This is a genomic window from Bacillus cereus group sp. MYBK95-2 (assembly GCF_051915225.1).
Classification (GTDB): domain Bacteria; phylum Bacillota; class Bacilli; order Bacillales; family Bacillaceae_G; genus Bacillus_A; species Bacillus_A cereus.
Map to the genome: position 1 here is coordinate 820,414 of NZ_JBQAEH010000001.1, position 15,816 is coordinate 836,229.

A 15,816-nucleotide genomic window follows, 5' to 3' on the forward strand; every position below is an offset into this window, starting at 1 on the left:
TTTTGTATGTATACGGTATGTTACTATTTATTATAAAGTGAAACTTTAATCAGTGGGGAATTTTGTTCACCCCACTGATTATTAGCCTTTACCAATCGGACGTTTACGGGCAGTGGATCTCCCGTCTAACTTCTTTGCTTTAACTGAATTTTTAGGCAAGAGTCTTACTGCCTGGAAAATAGCGGGATAAATGAACCAACGATAAAATACACAATATTCATTCCAAATAACTAAAAAAAGCAGTAGACAAATATTGTCCACTGCATCCATATCATAACTAGCATAAAGAAAACTACAATTGAGGGGGGTGTAGGATTTTCAAATATACTAGATACTTATCCCGTTCTAACGGGCGGTAAACTTTCCAATTGTTTCAAGTGAAAAGTTTACCGCTCATAAGAACTTCCTTCGTTCATTAAGATAGTATTGCTAGATAATCATATACACGCTTAGATTTCTCTCCACCCATTCGTGCATGTTGAAGAAGAGAAATACCATGAGGGCCAGATGCACGCAATGCTTCTGGTTGAGCTACTAAAATAGCTTGTACAACTTCTAATTCACCAAGCATAGCTGCTGCAAAAATATCCATCCGAGCACCCTTTTCTAGTAAATAAAGAGCAATATCTTTACGACCTACATGTGCCGATGCGCCTAACGCACTTTCCCAATCTGATCCACCCCAATTATAAGAAGCGTGAAGTAAGCTTGGTGATTCAACCAATAGCTCTTGTACTTTCTCTAAATCCCCGTGAGCTGCCATAACAAATTCTCTTACTAATTCAGTGGTAATACGCTCTTCTGTTTGCATCGCTCTTCTCCCCTTTTAGAAATTCGTTTCGGTGTAAAAAAAGGCTTGTCACTTCCCTGAAAAATATCTACATCTATGCCAAATACATGTTGAAACATTTCATGGCATAGTACTTCTTCTGGTATACCATCATACTGAATCTTTCCTCGCTTTAATACAAGTAAACGATCACTATATTGAGCAGCTTGGTTAATGTCATGTAAAACCATTATAATTGTCATTCCAAACTCCTCATTTAATCGTTTCACAAGTTCCATTACTTCCAACTGGTGAACGATATCTAAAAAGGTTGTTGGTTCATCCAATAATAAGACATTTGTACGTTGCGCTAGCGTCATCGCAATCCAAGCACGTTGCCGTTCCCCTCCTGATAAAGAATGTAAAAGACGATATTCATACCCTTCAAGATTTGTAACAGACAATGCCCAATCAACAATTTCTTCATCTTCTTTATTTAAGCGGCTACTCCATGATTTATGTGGACCTCTTCCGAACTCAATTAGTTCTTTCACTGTTAAGTCTAATTGATGATCATGCATTTGTGGTAACATTGCTAATTGCTTCGCTACATCAGCACTCTTCATCATATGAATATTTTTCCCATCTAAAATGATGTCCCCTTCGCTTTGTTTCAGTAGCCTTGCTATTAAACGAAGCAAAGTAGATTTTCCCGATCCATTCGGACCAATTAAACTAACGATTTCTCCAACCTTAATATGTACATTCATATTTTGCATTTGAAATCTTTCAGAGTGTGCGTAAAACACTTTGTTAACGGAAATCACTTTGTTTTCCTCCTCTATGAATTAAATATAAGAAGAACGGACCACCTAAGAAGGACAGTAAAATACCAACAGGCAATTCGATTGGGTCAAACCAACTTCGAGCTATTGCATCCGCAAAAACAAGTAATACCCCGCCGCCAAGGCATGATAAAGGTAGCAAATATCTATAATCATTTCCAACTAATAAACGTAGCATATGTGGTACGACAAGACCGACAAATCCAATAAGACCAGACACACTTACTGCAATTCCAGCTAATAATGTACTTACTACGATTAAATAAAACCGACTTTTTTCCACATTATGTCCTAATAACTTTGCCATTTCATCTCCAAGCATTAACACTCGAATATGCTTAATACCAAAGAAAGCTAATATAATGGCGAATATTGCATAATAAATAATCATGTTTAAATGTGCCCAACTTACACCACCAATACCGCCCGCTAACCACGGTAACACCGATTGTACTTTGTCACTATGTAATAACATTAATGCTGACGTTGCTGCACCAATTAATGCATTGATCGACACCCCTACTAAGACGATCCTTGAAGGTGGTGCCCCTTTTTGCCATGATAAAGCATAAATAACCATCGCTGTTATGAAAGCTCCTAAAAACGCCCCTAGTGGTAAAAAAGCTAGATGCTGTGGGAATAAAATCATGATGACAATTGCTACAAAGCCTGCTCCAGATGAAACTCCGATAATACCAGGATCTGCAAGAGGGTTTCTCATAACCCCTTGTAGCAGTGTACCAGATGCAGCTAAACATGTTCCTACTATAAACCCAATAAGCACTCTCGGTATGCGAAGATCCCATACAATTCGATGAACTGTCGAACCTTCCTCTTGTATACCTGTTAAAATATCTCGTATAGAAAAGGATAAACTTCCTGCGAAAAGACCGTACAAGAGACCTAGGATTGTTAATATAACTAAAGTAACTGCTATTATCCATCTTTTTTTCGCAAAAGGATGTTCCTTTTCTCTTACTACTTCACTACTTTCCATACGTATCATTTCCTTACATCTTGTATACTTTTATACATAAAGTCCATTGCTTCTGTAACTTTTGTACCAGGATTAGATCCAAATAAATCAGGTGGCAAAATAACTACGCGGTTTTGTTTTACTGCCTCTAAATTTTTCCACGCTTCATTTTTCATCATTTCGCCTTCGAATGCTTTTTTCACACTTTTTGGATCTCCGTGTGTAATTAAATAAATCACATCTGGATTCGCCTCAATAATACGTTCTACACTTAGCTGTGCATATTGCGGATATTCTTTCGTTTCTGGAAAATCAGAAGCAATATTTTTTCCGCCTGTTTTTTCTAAAATATCACCTGATAAAGATGTTGGTAATGCCGCTAAATAAGTACCTGGTGCGCCATACACTAGCAATGCTTTCACATCGCTCTTTTTCTCATATTTCTTCATTTGATCATTCATTTTTTGATTAATTTCTTTTGCTTTATCTTCTTTCTTCATTACCGTTCCATATAATTCAATATTCTTTTGAATATCTTGTACAGAATTCGCAGAAGAAATGATAACTTGCGTTCCTTGTCCTTCAACCGTTGGCACATTCTTTTGGAATCCATTGTTAGCAACAAGTACATCGGGCTTTAAACTAGCAATTTGCTCAAAATTCGGTTGATGTGCATTCCCAATTACTTGTGCTTTCTTTAACTCCTCTGGAAGAGTTAATTTCGTATCCGGGCGACCTACTATTTTTCCACCTAAAGCATGAATAATATCCATGTCCCCCATACTTAATGTTGCAAAACTTTCTGGCACTTTATCGAATGTCACCTTTCTTCCTGATAGGTCGGTAATTTCGATTTTCTCTTTTCCTTTTTCTGTTTTGGTTGCAGACGCTTTTTCGTCCCCTTTGGCACTGCAACCTATTAACAAGAAAAAAATAGATAAAATCGCTGTAAATAGCGTAATAGATTTTTTCATTCCTTCACCTCTAATTGATAATGATAATCATTAACTACTATTCTACTTTAATTGATAAGGATTATCATTGTCAACACGAAACGCATACATTTTTCTACAAAAAACAAAAAGCGTGACAAAAAGATTTTTTCTTTTCGCCGCGCTCTAGTTAACAATATTATTCACATTCATTTTCCTCTAGCTGGTCACGCATCACTTTCACACGCTGAAAGAAAAAGAACGATAAACTTAAAAATATAACGATGCTCCCCATCATAACAAAAAATTGGATTGTCTCTTTTGCTCCATTCGGAATCAACAAGCCAACCATTAACAATGTACTTACAGCGAGAAGAATTTGTCCGAACCGAGTATAGTCTTCTATTTTTCCTTTTAATTCTTTCATTATATTCTCACTCCTCCATTTCACTGTATCATATTCTATGAAACTGAAAGACCAGTAAATACAGGCATTCTGGGAGATGTTTTCCAATAAAAAAGAGCCGCTTTACTGCGGCTCTTTTTTAATCATTATTCACCTTTATATGCTTCCATATAAATTTCTTTCAGTTCTGAAATAAGCGGCAACTTTGGATTAGCAGTTGTACATTGATCTTCAAAAGCTCTTTCTGCTAATACTCCAACAACCTCTTCAAATTGCTCTTTATCTACTCCTTGTCCTGCAATACTCATATTAATATTTAAGCTTTTTCCAAGCTCAATAATTGCTTTGACGAGTGATTCCACCCCTTCTGCTGCCGAGCTTGCTGGAAGCCCGAGCATTCTCGCTATATGTGCATATCTTTCATCTGCCACAAAGTGCTCATATTTTGAGAACAATGCGTGTTTTCTTGGCTTAATAGCATTATAGCGGACTACATGCGGCATTAGAATGGCATTTGCGCGTCCGTGCGGAATATGGAATTCTGGTCCAATTTTATGTGCTAAGCTGTGATTAATACCGAGGAAAGCATTTGCAAATGCCATACCTGCAATTGCAGAAGCGTTATGCATTTTTTCTCTTGCTTCTTCATCATTTCCATCTTTATATGCTCTCGGTAAATATTTGAATACGAGATCAATAGCTTTTAATGCTAATCCATCTGTATAGTCATTTGCCATAACAGACACATACGCCTCAATTGCATGTGTTAAAACATCCATACCAGTATCTGCTGTTACATGTGGTGGAACTGTCATTACAAATTGCGGATCAACAATTGCTACATCTGGTGTTAATTCATAATCTGCAAGCGGATACTTTATATTATTTTTCTTATCTGTAATAACCGCAAATGGTGTCACTTCTGATCCCGTTCCTGATGTCGTTGGAATCGCAACAAACTGCGCCTTATTTCCTAATTCCGGATATTTACATGTACGTTTTCTTATATCTAAAAACTTCTGTTTAATGCCATAGAATGTCGTTTCTGGATGCTCATAGAATAACCACATTCCTTTTGCTGCATCCATAGCTGAACCACCACCAAGTGCGATAATTACATCTGGCTTAAAGCTTCTCATCATTTCCGCACCTTTAAAAACAGTTTCATCTGATGGATCTGGTTCGACCTCAAAGAAAACTTCAACTTTCACATCATTTGCATGCTTGTTTAAATAGTGCGCGACTGTATCGACATAGCCATGTTCAACCATTCCAGGGTCCGTTACAATAAATGCACGTGAAATGTTAGGCATATTTGCTAAATAAGCTGTAGCATGTTTTTCAAAATAAATTTTTGGTGGCAATTTGAACCACTGCATATTCTTTTTTCTATTTGCCAGCCTTTTTATATTTAATAAATGAGTGGCTGTTACATTTTGGGAAACTGAATTCTTTCCGTATGAACCACAACCAAGTGTAAGTGATGGAATAAATCCATTATATATATCCCCTATTCCACCTTGTGATGAAGGTGCGTTTACAATGAGACGGCAAGCTTTCATACGTAACCCAAATTGCTTTTGCACATCTTTATTTGTAGAATGGATAACTGCTGAATGTCCTAAACCACCTAGGTTCAACATTTCTTCGCAATATGTAAATCCTTCTTCTAATGAATTCGCCTTCACACAAGCTAATACTGGACTCAGTTTCTCACGAGATAACGGATATGCTGCTCCGATACCTTGAATTTCAGCTACAAGCATTTTTGTATGTTCAGGAACAGTAATCCCAACTAAATCGGCAATATACTGTGCTGATTTCCCTACAATATCACTATTTACTGCACATGTATTTTCATTTATAACAAGCTTTTCTAATTTTTTTCTTTCTTCTTCTGTTACAAAGTAACAATTGTTTTCAATCATTTCTGTTTTAACATCATCATAGATTTCTTTATCGACAATGATTGCTTGTTCCGATGCACAAATCATACCGTTATCAAATGTTTTCGATAAAATTAAATCATTAACAGCTCGTTTTACATGTGCTGATTTTTCTATATAACACGGTACATTACCAGGCCCAACACCTAACGCTGGTTTTCCAGTAGAGTAAGCTGATTTCACCATACCAGCGCCTCCAGTTGCTAGAACGAGTGCTACACCATCATGGTTCATTAATTGTTTCGTCGCTTCAACAGACGGTCTTTCAATCCATTGAATACAGTGTTTTGGTGCACCAGCTTTCATCGCTGCATCATATACTGTTTTCGCCGCTGCCACAGAACATTTTTGTGCGGAAGGATGAAATGCGAAAATAATTGGATTTCTTGTTTTTATCGCAATTAACGCTTTAAACATTGTTGTCGACGTTGGATTCGTTACTGGCGTTACCCCAGCTACTACACCGACAGGTTCCGCGATTTCTATTATTTCTTCATGAGAATCTTCGTGAATAATTCCTACCGTTTTATCTTGCTTTATACTATGCCAAATATATTCAGTGGCAAAAATATTTTTAATGCATTTGTCTTCATATACACCACGGCCGGTTTCTTCAACTGCCAATTTTGCTAGCGGCATATGTTGATCAACACCTGCTAATGCCATTTCATGAACAATGTTGTCAATTTCCTCTTGTGTAAAACTTTCTAATGCTTGTAAAGCTTGTTGACCATTATTTACTAGCGTATCAATCATCTTTTTTACTTCCTGCATTTCATTTACAACTTTCTCTTTGACTACCATGTAAATTTCCTCCTATTCTACTATCACGGTCCTTATATGTCCCTATAGGTCAAAATAAGTCCCAATTAACATAAAAAAATAGAGATGCTTTCCTACATGAATTTCATTGTTTGTGAAATGTTTCACAAGTTTGTTCGTGAGTAACATTTCCTGAATTCAATATACATGAAATCATTTCGTTTGTGTATGTCTATTTTGTGAAATATTTCACAAAATGATGTAATAAAAAAACGCACTGCTCTATATTAGCAGTGCGTTTTTTTATTATGCTAGCGCTTGTGCTAAATCTTCAATTAAATCTTCACCATCTTCAATACCGACAGAAATACGAATTAATGTATCTGTAATTCCTAATTCTTTGCGGCGATCAGCTGGGATTGATGCATGTGTCATTTGAGATGGAATAGAAATTAAACTTTCTACTGCTCCTAAACTTTCAGCAAGTGTAAAGTACTGCAATTTCTCAAGTACTTTATTTAATGTCTCTTCACTATCTACATCAAATGAGATAATAGCACCAAATCCATTTGCTTGTTCTGTTGCTAATTCGTGGTTTTGATGTGATTCAAGACCTGGGTAATATACTTTATTTACTTTTGGATGATTATTTAAGAACTCAGCAATAGCGCGTGAATTCGTTTCATGTTCTTCCATACGAATTCCTAATGTTTTTAAACCACGAAGTAGTAAGAAGCTATCTTGCGGCCCAAGAATACCTCCTGTTGAGTTTTGTACAAAGTGAAGATCTTCTGCTAGTTGTGGGCTATTTACAACTACTAGACCTGCAACTACGTCACTATGACCTCCTAAATATTTCGTTGCACTATGAAGCACAATATCTGCTCCTAAAGAAATCGGCGACTGCCAATATGGCGTCATGAATGTGTTATCAATAATTGTTAATAAGTCTTTCTCTTTAGCAAGAGTAGATATTTTCTTAATATCAGTAATTTTTAGTAGTGGGTTCGTTGGTGTTTCCACATAAATTGCTTTCGTATTTGGACGAATCGCTTCTTTAACTTCCTCTAAGTTTGTTGTATCTACAAATGTATGCTCAATACCGAAACGGTTTAATACTTTTGTAATAACGCGGTATGTTCCGCCATAAACATCATCTGTTAAAATAACGTGGTCACCTTTTGAGAACAACATAATTGTCGCTGTAATAGCAGCCATTCCTGAACCAAATGCAAATCCAGCATGCCCATTTTCTAATACAGCAATCATTTCTTCTAAAGCTGCACGTGTTGGGTTACCTGTACGTGAATATTCATATCCTTGATGCTTACCAACTGCTTCTTGTTTGTACGTACTTGTTTGATAAATCGGTACGTTTACAGATCCAGTTGAAGGTTCTCCTATGCGAATACCATGAATTAACTTTGTCTTTGCTCTCATTTTTTATTCCCATCCTTTGTATATGTCTTTACTTAAATAGCGCTCACTGCTATCAGGAAAAATGGTTACAATATTTGTACCTGGTGCTGCCTTCTCTGCCTCAAGTAAGCTCGCATGAAATGCTGCTCCTGAAGAGCTCCCAACGAGAAGTCCTTCTTTTTGCGCTAATTCTTTCACTCGTAAAAATGCATTTCGATCAGAAATCGTATGAATTTCATCAAAATAAGATGTCTTCAAAAATGGCGGGATAAATTCCAGTCCAATTCCTTCGGTCTCATGTGAACCAGCCTTACCACCATTTAAAATAGATCCTTCTGGCTCTACGATAACTGTTTTAATATCTATATTTTTTTCTTTCAAATAAGATGCAGTCCCCATAAATGTACCGCCAGTTCCTGCTCCAGCAACAAATATGTTAATCTCTCCATTCAATGCGTCCCACAGTTCAGGTCCTAATGTTTTAAAATATGCACGAGGATTTGCCTCATTTGCGAACTGACTTGGAGAGTATGAATTCGGTATTTCATTTACTAACTCTTTTGCTTTGGCAATTGCACCGGTCATTCCTTGCTCAGTCGGTGTATGCACGACAGTTGCACCTAGTGCTTTCATTAATTCTTGTTTTTCAATACTAAATTTCTCTGGTACACAAACAATAACACGTAAATCATGTTCTAATGCTGCAAGTGCCAGTCCAATACCAGTATTCCCAGCAGTCGGTTCAATAATTGTTCCACCCTGGGTAACAAGCCCTTTTTCTAGCGCATCTTCGATTAATTCTCTTCCTAAACGATCCTTAACGCTTCCGCCTGGATTATAAAATTCAAGCTTTGCAAATAAACGGACCCCTGTTGGAAGTGAAAAACGAGTAATTTCTACAATTGGTGTATGACCAATTAACTCATGAACTCCACGATATACATTCATCGTGTTCTCCCCCTTGTTTGCCAATAAAGAAAAGGCAACTGTATGTATTTTCTTTATATGAGACAGTTGCCTTTTTGTTACATTACTTTAACTCTTCTAACACTTTTACGATAAAGTTTGTAGAATGAAGAGCTGCTTGATCTAAAAACTGATCAAATGAAACATTTGATTCTTTACCAGCAATATCAGAAAGTGCGCGAATGATAACAAACGGAATTTCATATTGGTGGCATACTTGTGCAACAGCTGCTGCTTCCATTTCTACCGCATAAAGATTTTCAAATTTATCACGGATGGCTGCAACGCGGTTCGGATCACTCATAAATGAATCACCTGTTGCAATCATACCTTTTACAACTTGAATATTTTCTTCAGCCTGCATACATTTCTCAGCTAATGCAACTAACGCCTCATCAGCTTTAAATCCAGGCGGCATTCCTGGTACTTGACCATATTCATAGTTAAATGCTGTTACATCTACGTCATGGTGACGAACTTCAGTGGAAATAACTACATCACCAACGTTTAGAGAATGATGGAATCCACCAGCTGAACCAGTATTAATTACTTTTTCAGGCTTATATTTTTCTAATAAAATTGTCGTTGACATCGCTGCGTTTACTTTACCAATACCAGACTTTAACAAGATTACTTCATGCCCTGCTAATAGCCCTTTCGTAAATTCACAACCAGCAACCGTTTCTGTTTCTGCTTGTTCTAATTTGTCACGTAAAATACGTACTTCTTCTTCCATTGCTCCAATTACAGCAATTCTCAATCTAATCCCTCTTTCTATTGCTTAGTTGCCTCCATTACCCAAACGAAATGATTTAATCTCGTGAAAGTTACATGGAAGCCATTGTTTTCAAAAATAGTCTGCATAACTGGAATACGTGTATAGTATTCCGTTTGCAAATCGTTTGCTAACTGGTGGAAACCTCTTTCTTTTGCTGTTTCAACAGTTTTATCATATGCATCTTGATCTGCAAATATCGTATCAGCAAACACTATTTTACCACCTTTGTTTAGCAATTGACTATACTTCGCAATCGCTACATTTTTTTCATCATCTGTTAAATGATGAAATGCATAGGTGCTTACAATGGTATCAATTGAATTTGGAACTTCAAACGAAAGAAAATCACCCTCTGTAATTGAAAATTCTTTTGGCAATTTCTCTTTTGCAATCATGCGCATTTCACGCGACGGTTCTATACCGTAAACTGTGCGGCCAGCAAGTAATAATTTATTTGTTAAATTACCTGTACCGACACCAAATTCTAATACATTACCAAATGACTTGTTAACTACATCCTCTAGAATGTCCTCATAATGAGCGAAAACTTCTTTATATTGTATATCTTCGCCTTGTACAAATGAGTCGTACGTATGAGCCCACTCATCAAATAAACCATTAAATTCTGTACCCATAAAAATTCCCCTTTTTCTTATCGGTTTTATCAGTATGATATTCCCTCTTTCTAAAAATGTCAATTGAAATGTACATGGTATTTCCTTCTTTTCTTTGTTACACTATAGTTGATTACATAGGAGAGGGGCCGTCTTCATGTCATTTACCTTTGAAATGTTAGAAGATAAAGTAGAGTTTTTTGAAGCGGGAGACTTAGCTTCTTTAGAACGAAAAATTAGTGAACAAATTGATAATAATAAAGCACTTATGCTTGAAGTTCATCACATCTCTCATCAAATGGTTATGGATCCTGAAAGCAAAAGACCGTATTATAGCGCGGTTGTTCATTTTAAATTAAAGAAATTGCGTTAACAAAAAAGAGAAGCTCCTAAGGAGCTTCTCTTTTTTAGTTTAGAGTTTGAACAAGTACTGGTTTCCAGCCCTCATTGTCTACCCAATCAATATTTACGTAATATCTTTTCCCACTTTGCTTATCTTGAACATCACCATAAGCTTTGCTCTTTCCAGTTTTGTCTCTTCCAACAAAATGGAATACTAATTGCTCTTTCGGTATCTCAACACCTGCAGCAATTGCACTTTGCATCTCATTCCAATCTGATGACCCTTGTTTAAACGTCATCGCCGGTGATGAACCTTGTTCTGTTCCTACAGCTTTCCAAGAAGGTTTTGTGTAAGCCTCTTTTGCCTTAGATACAGTTTTTTCAGCTGATACTTTCTCGTTAGCTTTCGCTTCTTCTTCAGCTTTTTTCTGTTCTTCTTCAGCCTTTAGCTTCTCTTCTTCAGCTTTTTTCTTAGCTTCTGCTTGCTCTTGTTCTTTTTCTTTTTTCTTAGCAGATTCTTTATCTTCTGATTTTCCAGCTTTCTCATTCTTTGTTGTTTGTTGAGAGACTTTCTTATCAGTAGAAGATGCTTGCTCTTTCATACTAGGAACGAACAATTGATATGCTACAATAGCTACTAATAGTAATACAATAGCGATTGCAATATTTAAAACACCGTTTTGACGACGTTTTTGTTGTTTCTGTTGGAATCTTGATCCTCCTGCCATTCTCCAAACCTCCATGCAGTTTTTCCTAATTGCTATTGTAACATTAAATCTAGAAAGGTTGAACATTTACAATGATATTTTCATGAAATGAAGACATTTCACTATAAATTGCAAGATTACTTTTCATTCTCCAATTGATAGATTGCTCCCACCATATCTTTAAAAGTAGGTGTAACTTTATTCACTTTGCTATCAGTCTCTAGATCAACAACAACTAAAGCATATCTTGGATTCTCATACGGAAAATAACCTGCAAACCAGCGATTCACCCTCGTCCCTTTCCCTGTTTGCGCTGTCCCGGATTTTCCAGCAACACTTAGTGGCAACGAACGGAATGCTGTTCCTGTTCCTTTCTCCCTTGTTACAACGCCTCTTAATAACTCTTGTAATGTTTTCACTGTTTCATACGAAAGCTGTTTTCCATTTAACGTATGGCTCTCAAATGTAAAAAAATCCGCTCCATTTTTATATACTATTTTTTCAACAGCTTTCACTTCCATCTTTTCTCCATTCCTCGCAATCGTCGCCATCATATTTGCAATTGCTAGAGGTGATATACGTACATCTTTCTGTCCAATCGCTGTTTGTTCTACCGCTTTTTTATTACTTTTATTTTCTTCATTCCCCCAAATAGTAGTGCCTTTCTCTTCTGGCATTTGCTCAAAATGAGGTGTATGAAATACAGAACCTTTCCATCCAACCTTTTCATTTGCTCCTAGAGCTGCTACGTATGTTTCTAACACCGTCCTATCCTTTTGTAATAGCTCGTTACCTAACTCGGAAAATGTCCTGTTACAGCTCCTAGCAAAGCTCTCTTTAAAGTTAAGCGTACCCATCCTAACTTGCGGGTCGTTTTCACCATATAAATCTTTATTACAGTTAAATGTCCGATTAAACAAATTTACTTTTTGATCAATGACTGCAGCTGCAACTACTGTTTTAAAAACAGAGCCTGGAAAATGTGGCGTTAACATTTGATTTTCAAGTGTAGTTTTATATAAATTCTCATCCCTTACTTGTAAAGACGGCTTACTAACCATCGCTAATATTTCATTTGTCTTTACATCAAGTAATACTAATCCCCCCTTCTTTATTTCGTTTGCTTCAATCACTTCTTCTGCTTTTTGCTGCAACTCTTTATGTAAAGTAGTTTGAATCCTAACTGGATAAAATGGATTTCCTGGTGAAGTGTATTTCGCTTGCTTTCCGAAAATTGGTTCTCCTTGCCGATCTACTTGATATAATACTTTTGCCTCTCCATCAGTCAATAGAAATTCATCAAATGATTGCTGTAATCCTGAAATACCTATCGGCGTTTGTTTTGAAATTTTTTTCAATTCTCCATATCGCTTTTGAAATTCCCTTTCGTTCTCCCCTACATCACCAATTAAATGACTTATCTCTCCAGTTTGTTTTAATCGCACTTCAGCTGCTACAATACCTAATACATGTAATTCATTTACCTTCTCCATCTGCTCTCGTGTCACTCGAAATGGAGCAGTTTCTCCTTGTAGGGTAAATGCATTTTTGTTATTTTTCATTTGTCTTCTAATCTCTTGTCTCGACACACCAATGATATGCGCGATTTTCTCTAACATGTCATTTTTTATTTGTAAAAATGGAAAAATAATTAAAACAGGATATTTTTCCTCACCTATTTCTTTACCATTACGATCTATAAACTGCCCACGTCCATCGTCTACTGTAATGGATTGTGTGCGTTGCGTAACACTTTTTTCAATTAAATTTATTTTGCGATCAGTAAATGATTCTGTATCTATAATTTGAATTTGGATTAAACGACAAAGCAATAAAAACATAACGCTCATAAAACAAATTAAAACAATTGTAATTCTCCGTTTTATTTTCATAAAAAACACCTCGTCTATTGTAGTTTAGACGAGGTACTATTTTATTTATACTAGCTCCAAGACAAAAATAGATATTATATAAAGCTATTATTGTTTTTTTGGCTTCTCTAAAAATTTCGTAAGAAGCGATTTAAATTCAGTTTCATTCACTCCAGTGTTTTTAGCAACTTCAATTACAGTAGTTGTTACATTAGCCGCTACTTTTAAATAGTCCTTACTGAAATTATCCATTTCATTTCTTTTTTCTTTTGCATTCTCAACTGTTACAGAATCAATACAAGTAATCATCTTATCTACAATATGTAAATAATTATTTTGTGCATCTATTATTTTTTGAACGTCATCTTTATTACTTACTTTCGATTGTTTTAAATATGTATATGCTTGATTCACTTCATCTTTTAAAATTTTATCATTATTTTTCGCCTGTTCTTGTAACATATTCTTCATATCATCTATTGTTTTTTGATCCATCGAATCTCGCAATAAATAATCTGGATTCCCAATCGCATAATCGTACTTAATCGTTACATCTTGAAATATTTTCATCACAATAGCTAATTGATACGCTACATCAAAATCATTGAATTTCTTTTTATCTTGTGGATTTGCTAAGGCTTTTGAACTCTCAGTTGCTTTAATATCCTGTTTTTCTTCTTGCTTCACTTTTTCTCCCTTTGATGATGTAGTTTCCTCTTTCGTTCCGCAGGCAGCAAGTCCTAATATAGAGATACTACAAACCAATCCTGTAAAGATTTTATGTTTCATAATTAGCCCCTTTTCCCTTTTGAAACCTATATTCTCCAATTATGATATCAAAGTTTAAAATGTTTTTTTGACATTTTTTGTCGAATCACTCCCAGGTTTACACAATTTTTTCTATTCTACAGATAAAGTGAAACTTTAATTAGCCCTCACCAAGCGGGCGTTTACGAGCAGTCCGACGCCCACCTAACTTCTTTACTTCCGCTGAAGTTTGAGATAGTGGTCTTACTGCCTGGAAAATAGCGGGATAAAAAAAAAAGATTCTCCCGATAGGAGAATCTTTTTTTTTATTTTACAGAGACAATCTCTACTTGCATTTCTCCGCCTGGTGTTTGGATTGTTACTTTCTCACCAATTTGCTTACCTAATAAGCTTTTTGCGATTGGAGAATCGTTAGAAATTCTTCCTTCAAATGGGTCAGCTTCCGCGCTACCTACGATTGTGTACGCTTCTTCATCTCCATTTGGTAATTCTTTAAATGTTACTGTTTTACCTAATGTAACAACAGTAGATACTTCGCCATTATCTTTAATGATAACTGCGTTACGAATCATATTTTCTAATTGTGTAATACGTCCTTCTACGAACGCTTGCTCATCTTTCGCTGCATCGTACTCAGAGTTCTCAGAAAGGTCCCCGAAGCTACGTGCGATTTTAATACGTTCTACTACTTCTTTACGTCTTACTGTTTTTAATTGCTCAAGTTCGTTCTCTAGTTTTTGCTTACCCTCTTGCGTCATAGGGTATGTTTTTTCTGTTGACATATTTTCCACTCCTTTTATATACCAATCCCCCGAAAAAAAGAGGAGTTCCATATGAAAACTCCTCCGCTTCCATTGTTAGCGGAGGTTTCTAGTACCCTTGCACTAGGGGAGTTGTCACATACAACCCCGTATTTCCAATTCTTCCTTATATAAAGAAGATATGTATGGAAAGTTGATATAAATATGCCCTCACCTATATATAGATGAGGTTGCATGTTTCATTGTATTCGATAGGAAGGGAAAAAATCCCTTCCTACCGTATATCTTTTACTATGCTATTACAAATTTACTTTTTGTTCAAGAATTGTTGCAATTTTTGTCACCATAATATCAATTGCAACGTGGTTTTGTCCACCTTCAGGGATAATAATATCCGCAAATTTCTTAGAAGGCTCAATAAATTGATTGTGCATTGGACGTACAACATTTACGTACTGATCAATAACTGAATCCATCGTACGACCGCGCTCTTTAATATCACGCTGCATGCGACGCAGAATACGAAGGTCAGCATCCGTATCAACGAATAATTTAATGTCCATTAACTCGCAAAGACGTGGGTCTTCTAAAATAAGAATTCCTTCTAAAATAATTACATCTTTCGGCTCAACTGGAATAATTTCTTCTGAACGCGTATGCAATGTATAGTCATATACAGGCTTATCAATTTGCTCATATGCAAGCAACTGCTGCAAATGTTCAATTAACAGATCATTATCAAACGCAAGCGGATGATCATAATTTGTTTTTAAACGCTCTTCCATTGGTAAATGGCTTTGATCTTTGTAATAATAATCTTGCTCTAAGATTAAAATAGAATGACCTTTAAAATGGTCAAAAATCGCTTTCGTTACACTCGTTTTACCTGATCCCGAACCACCAGCAATTCCAATTACAACAGGCTTATTCGTCCCCATTCGACTATCACTCTTT

General features: G+C 36.1%; 16 protein-coding genes. 1 reads left to right on the forward strand and 15 read right to left on the reverse strand.

Going from position 1 to position 15,816, the window contains the following annotated elements; translation table 11 throughout:
- Nucleotides 1-415 precede the first annotated feature (415 nt).
- The 10 genes from ACTFN4_RS04270 to ACTFN4_RS04315 all read right to left on the reverse strand — a co-directional run bounded on the left by ACTFN4_RS04270 (nt 416) and on the right by ACTFN4_RS04315 (nt 10,434).
- Nucleotides 416-811, reverse strand: a complete 396-nt coding sequence (locus ACTFN4_RS04270) for an ankyrin repeat domain-containing protein (protein ID WP_001192766.1) — start codon at nt 809-811, stop codon at nt 416-418.
- Entirely contained in the window at nt 778-1,596 is an 819-nt protein-coding gene (locus tag ACTFN4_RS04275; protein ID WP_000626552.1) for an ABC transporter ATP-binding protein, read from the reverse strand. The genes ACTFN4_RS04270 and ACTFN4_RS04275 overlap by 34 nt, the downstream gene beginning before the upstream one ends.
- On the reverse strand, nt 1,583-2,611 hold the full coding sequence (locus ACTFN4_RS04280) for a FecCD family ABC transporter permease (RefSeq protein ID WP_002026345.1): 1,029 nt from the start codon (nt 2,609-2,611) through the stop codon (nt 1,583-1,585). The genes ACTFN4_RS04275 and ACTFN4_RS04280 overlap by 14 nt, the downstream gene beginning before the upstream one ends.
- A 5-nt stretch (nt 2,612-2,616) precedes the next feature.
- Nucleotides 2,617-3,564: an ABC transporter substrate-binding protein gene (locus tag ACTFN4_RS04285; RefSeq protein ID WP_000748457.1), complete on the reverse strand. Its 948-nt coding sequence runs from the start codon at nt 3,562-3,564 to the stop codon at nt 2,617-2,619.
- A 157-nt stretch (nt 3,565-3,721) separates the two neighbouring features.
- Nucleotides 3,722-3,949: a YrhC family protein gene (locus ACTFN4_RS04290; protein WP_000661263.1), complete on the reverse strand. Its 228-nt coding sequence runs from the start codon at nt 3,947-3,949 to the stop codon at nt 3,722-3,724.
- Between the two features lie 125 nt (nt 3,950-4,074).
- The gene (gene adhE, locus ACTFN4_RS04295; RefSeq protein WP_000260510.1) at nt 4,075-6,678 is read right to left on the reverse strand and encodes a bifunctional acetaldehyde-CoA/alcohol dehydrogenase; all 2,604 of its coding nucleotides are present in this window, start codon (nt 6,676-6,678) and stop codon (nt 4,075-4,077) included.
- A 264-nt stretch (nt 6,679-6,942) separates the two neighbouring features.
- The gene (locus tag ACTFN4_RS04300) at nt 6,943-8,076 is read right to left on the reverse strand and encodes a bifunctional cystathionine gamma-lyase/homocysteine desulfhydrase (protein WP_001201917.1); all 1,134 of its coding nucleotides are present in this window, start codon (nt 8,074-8,076) and stop codon (nt 6,943-6,945) included.
- Between the two features lie 3 nt (nt 8,077-8,079).
- Nucleotides 8,080-9,003: an O-acetylserine dependent cystathionine beta-synthase gene (locus ACTFN4_RS04305; protein ID WP_001103883.1), complete on the reverse strand. Its 924-nt coding sequence runs from the start codon at nt 9,001-9,003 to the stop codon at nt 8,080-8,082.
- Between the two features lie 82 nt (nt 9,004-9,085).
- Nucleotides 9,086-9,781, reverse strand: a complete 696-nt coding sequence (gene mtnN, locus ACTFN4_RS04310; protein WP_001217024.1) for a 5'-methylthioadenosine/S-adenosylhomocysteine nucleosidase — start codon at nt 9,779-9,781, stop codon at nt 9,086-9,088.
- Nucleotides 9,782-9,795: 14 nt separating this feature from the next.
- Complete coding sequence (locus ACTFN4_RS04315) at nt 9,796-10,434, reverse strand: class I SAM-dependent DNA methyltransferase (RefSeq protein WP_000536320.1); 639 nt, start codon at nt 10,432-10,434, stop codon at nt 9,796-9,798.
- A gap of 136 nt (nt 10,435-10,570) precedes the next feature.
- On the opposite strand from ACTFN4_RS04315, the gene ACTFN4_RS04320 reads away from it, so the two are divergent.
- The gene (locus ACTFN4_RS04320) at nt 10,571-10,786 is read left to right on the forward strand and encodes a YrzA family protein (RefSeq protein ID WP_000010984.1); all 216 of its coding nucleotides are present in this window, start codon (nt 10,571-10,573) and stop codon (nt 10,784-10,786) included.
- Nucleotides 10,787-10,820: 34 nt separating this feature from the next.
- Here ACTFN4_RS04320 and ACTFN4_RS04325 read toward each other — a convergent pair whose 3' ends face one another.
- The 5 genes from ACTFN4_RS04325 to udk form a co-directional block, all read right to left on the reverse strand.
- Nucleotides 10,821-11,483: a YrrS family protein gene (locus tag ACTFN4_RS04325; RefSeq protein WP_439962094.1), complete on the reverse strand. Its 663-nt coding sequence runs from the start codon at nt 11,481-11,483 to the stop codon at nt 10,821-10,823.
- Nucleotides 11,484-11,599: 116 nt separating this feature from the next.
- Complete coding sequence (locus ACTFN4_RS04330; RefSeq protein ID WP_000695148.1) at nt 11,600-13,354, reverse strand: peptidoglycan D,D-transpeptidase FtsI family protein; 1,755 nt, start codon at nt 13,352-13,354, stop codon at nt 11,600-11,602.
- An 87-nt stretch (nt 13,355-13,441) separates the two neighbouring features.
- Entirely contained in the window at nt 13,442-14,122 is a 681-nt protein-coding gene (locus ACTFN4_RS04335) for a hypothetical protein (RefSeq protein WP_439962095.1), read from the reverse strand.
- 284 nt (nt 14,123-14,406) lie between these two features.
- Nucleotides 14,407-14,883: a transcription elongation factor GreA gene (gene greA, locus ACTFN4_RS04340; protein WP_014894880.1), complete on the reverse strand. Its 477-nt coding sequence runs from the start codon at nt 14,881-14,883 to the stop codon at nt 14,407-14,409.
- Nucleotides 14,884-15,161: 278 nt separating this feature from the next.
- Complete coding sequence (gene udk / locus ACTFN4_RS04345) at nt 15,162-15,800, reverse strand: uridine kinase (RefSeq protein ID WP_000537078.1); 639 nt, start codon at nt 15,798-15,800, stop codon at nt 15,162-15,164.
- Nucleotides 15,801-15,816: the final 16 nt, after the last annotated feature.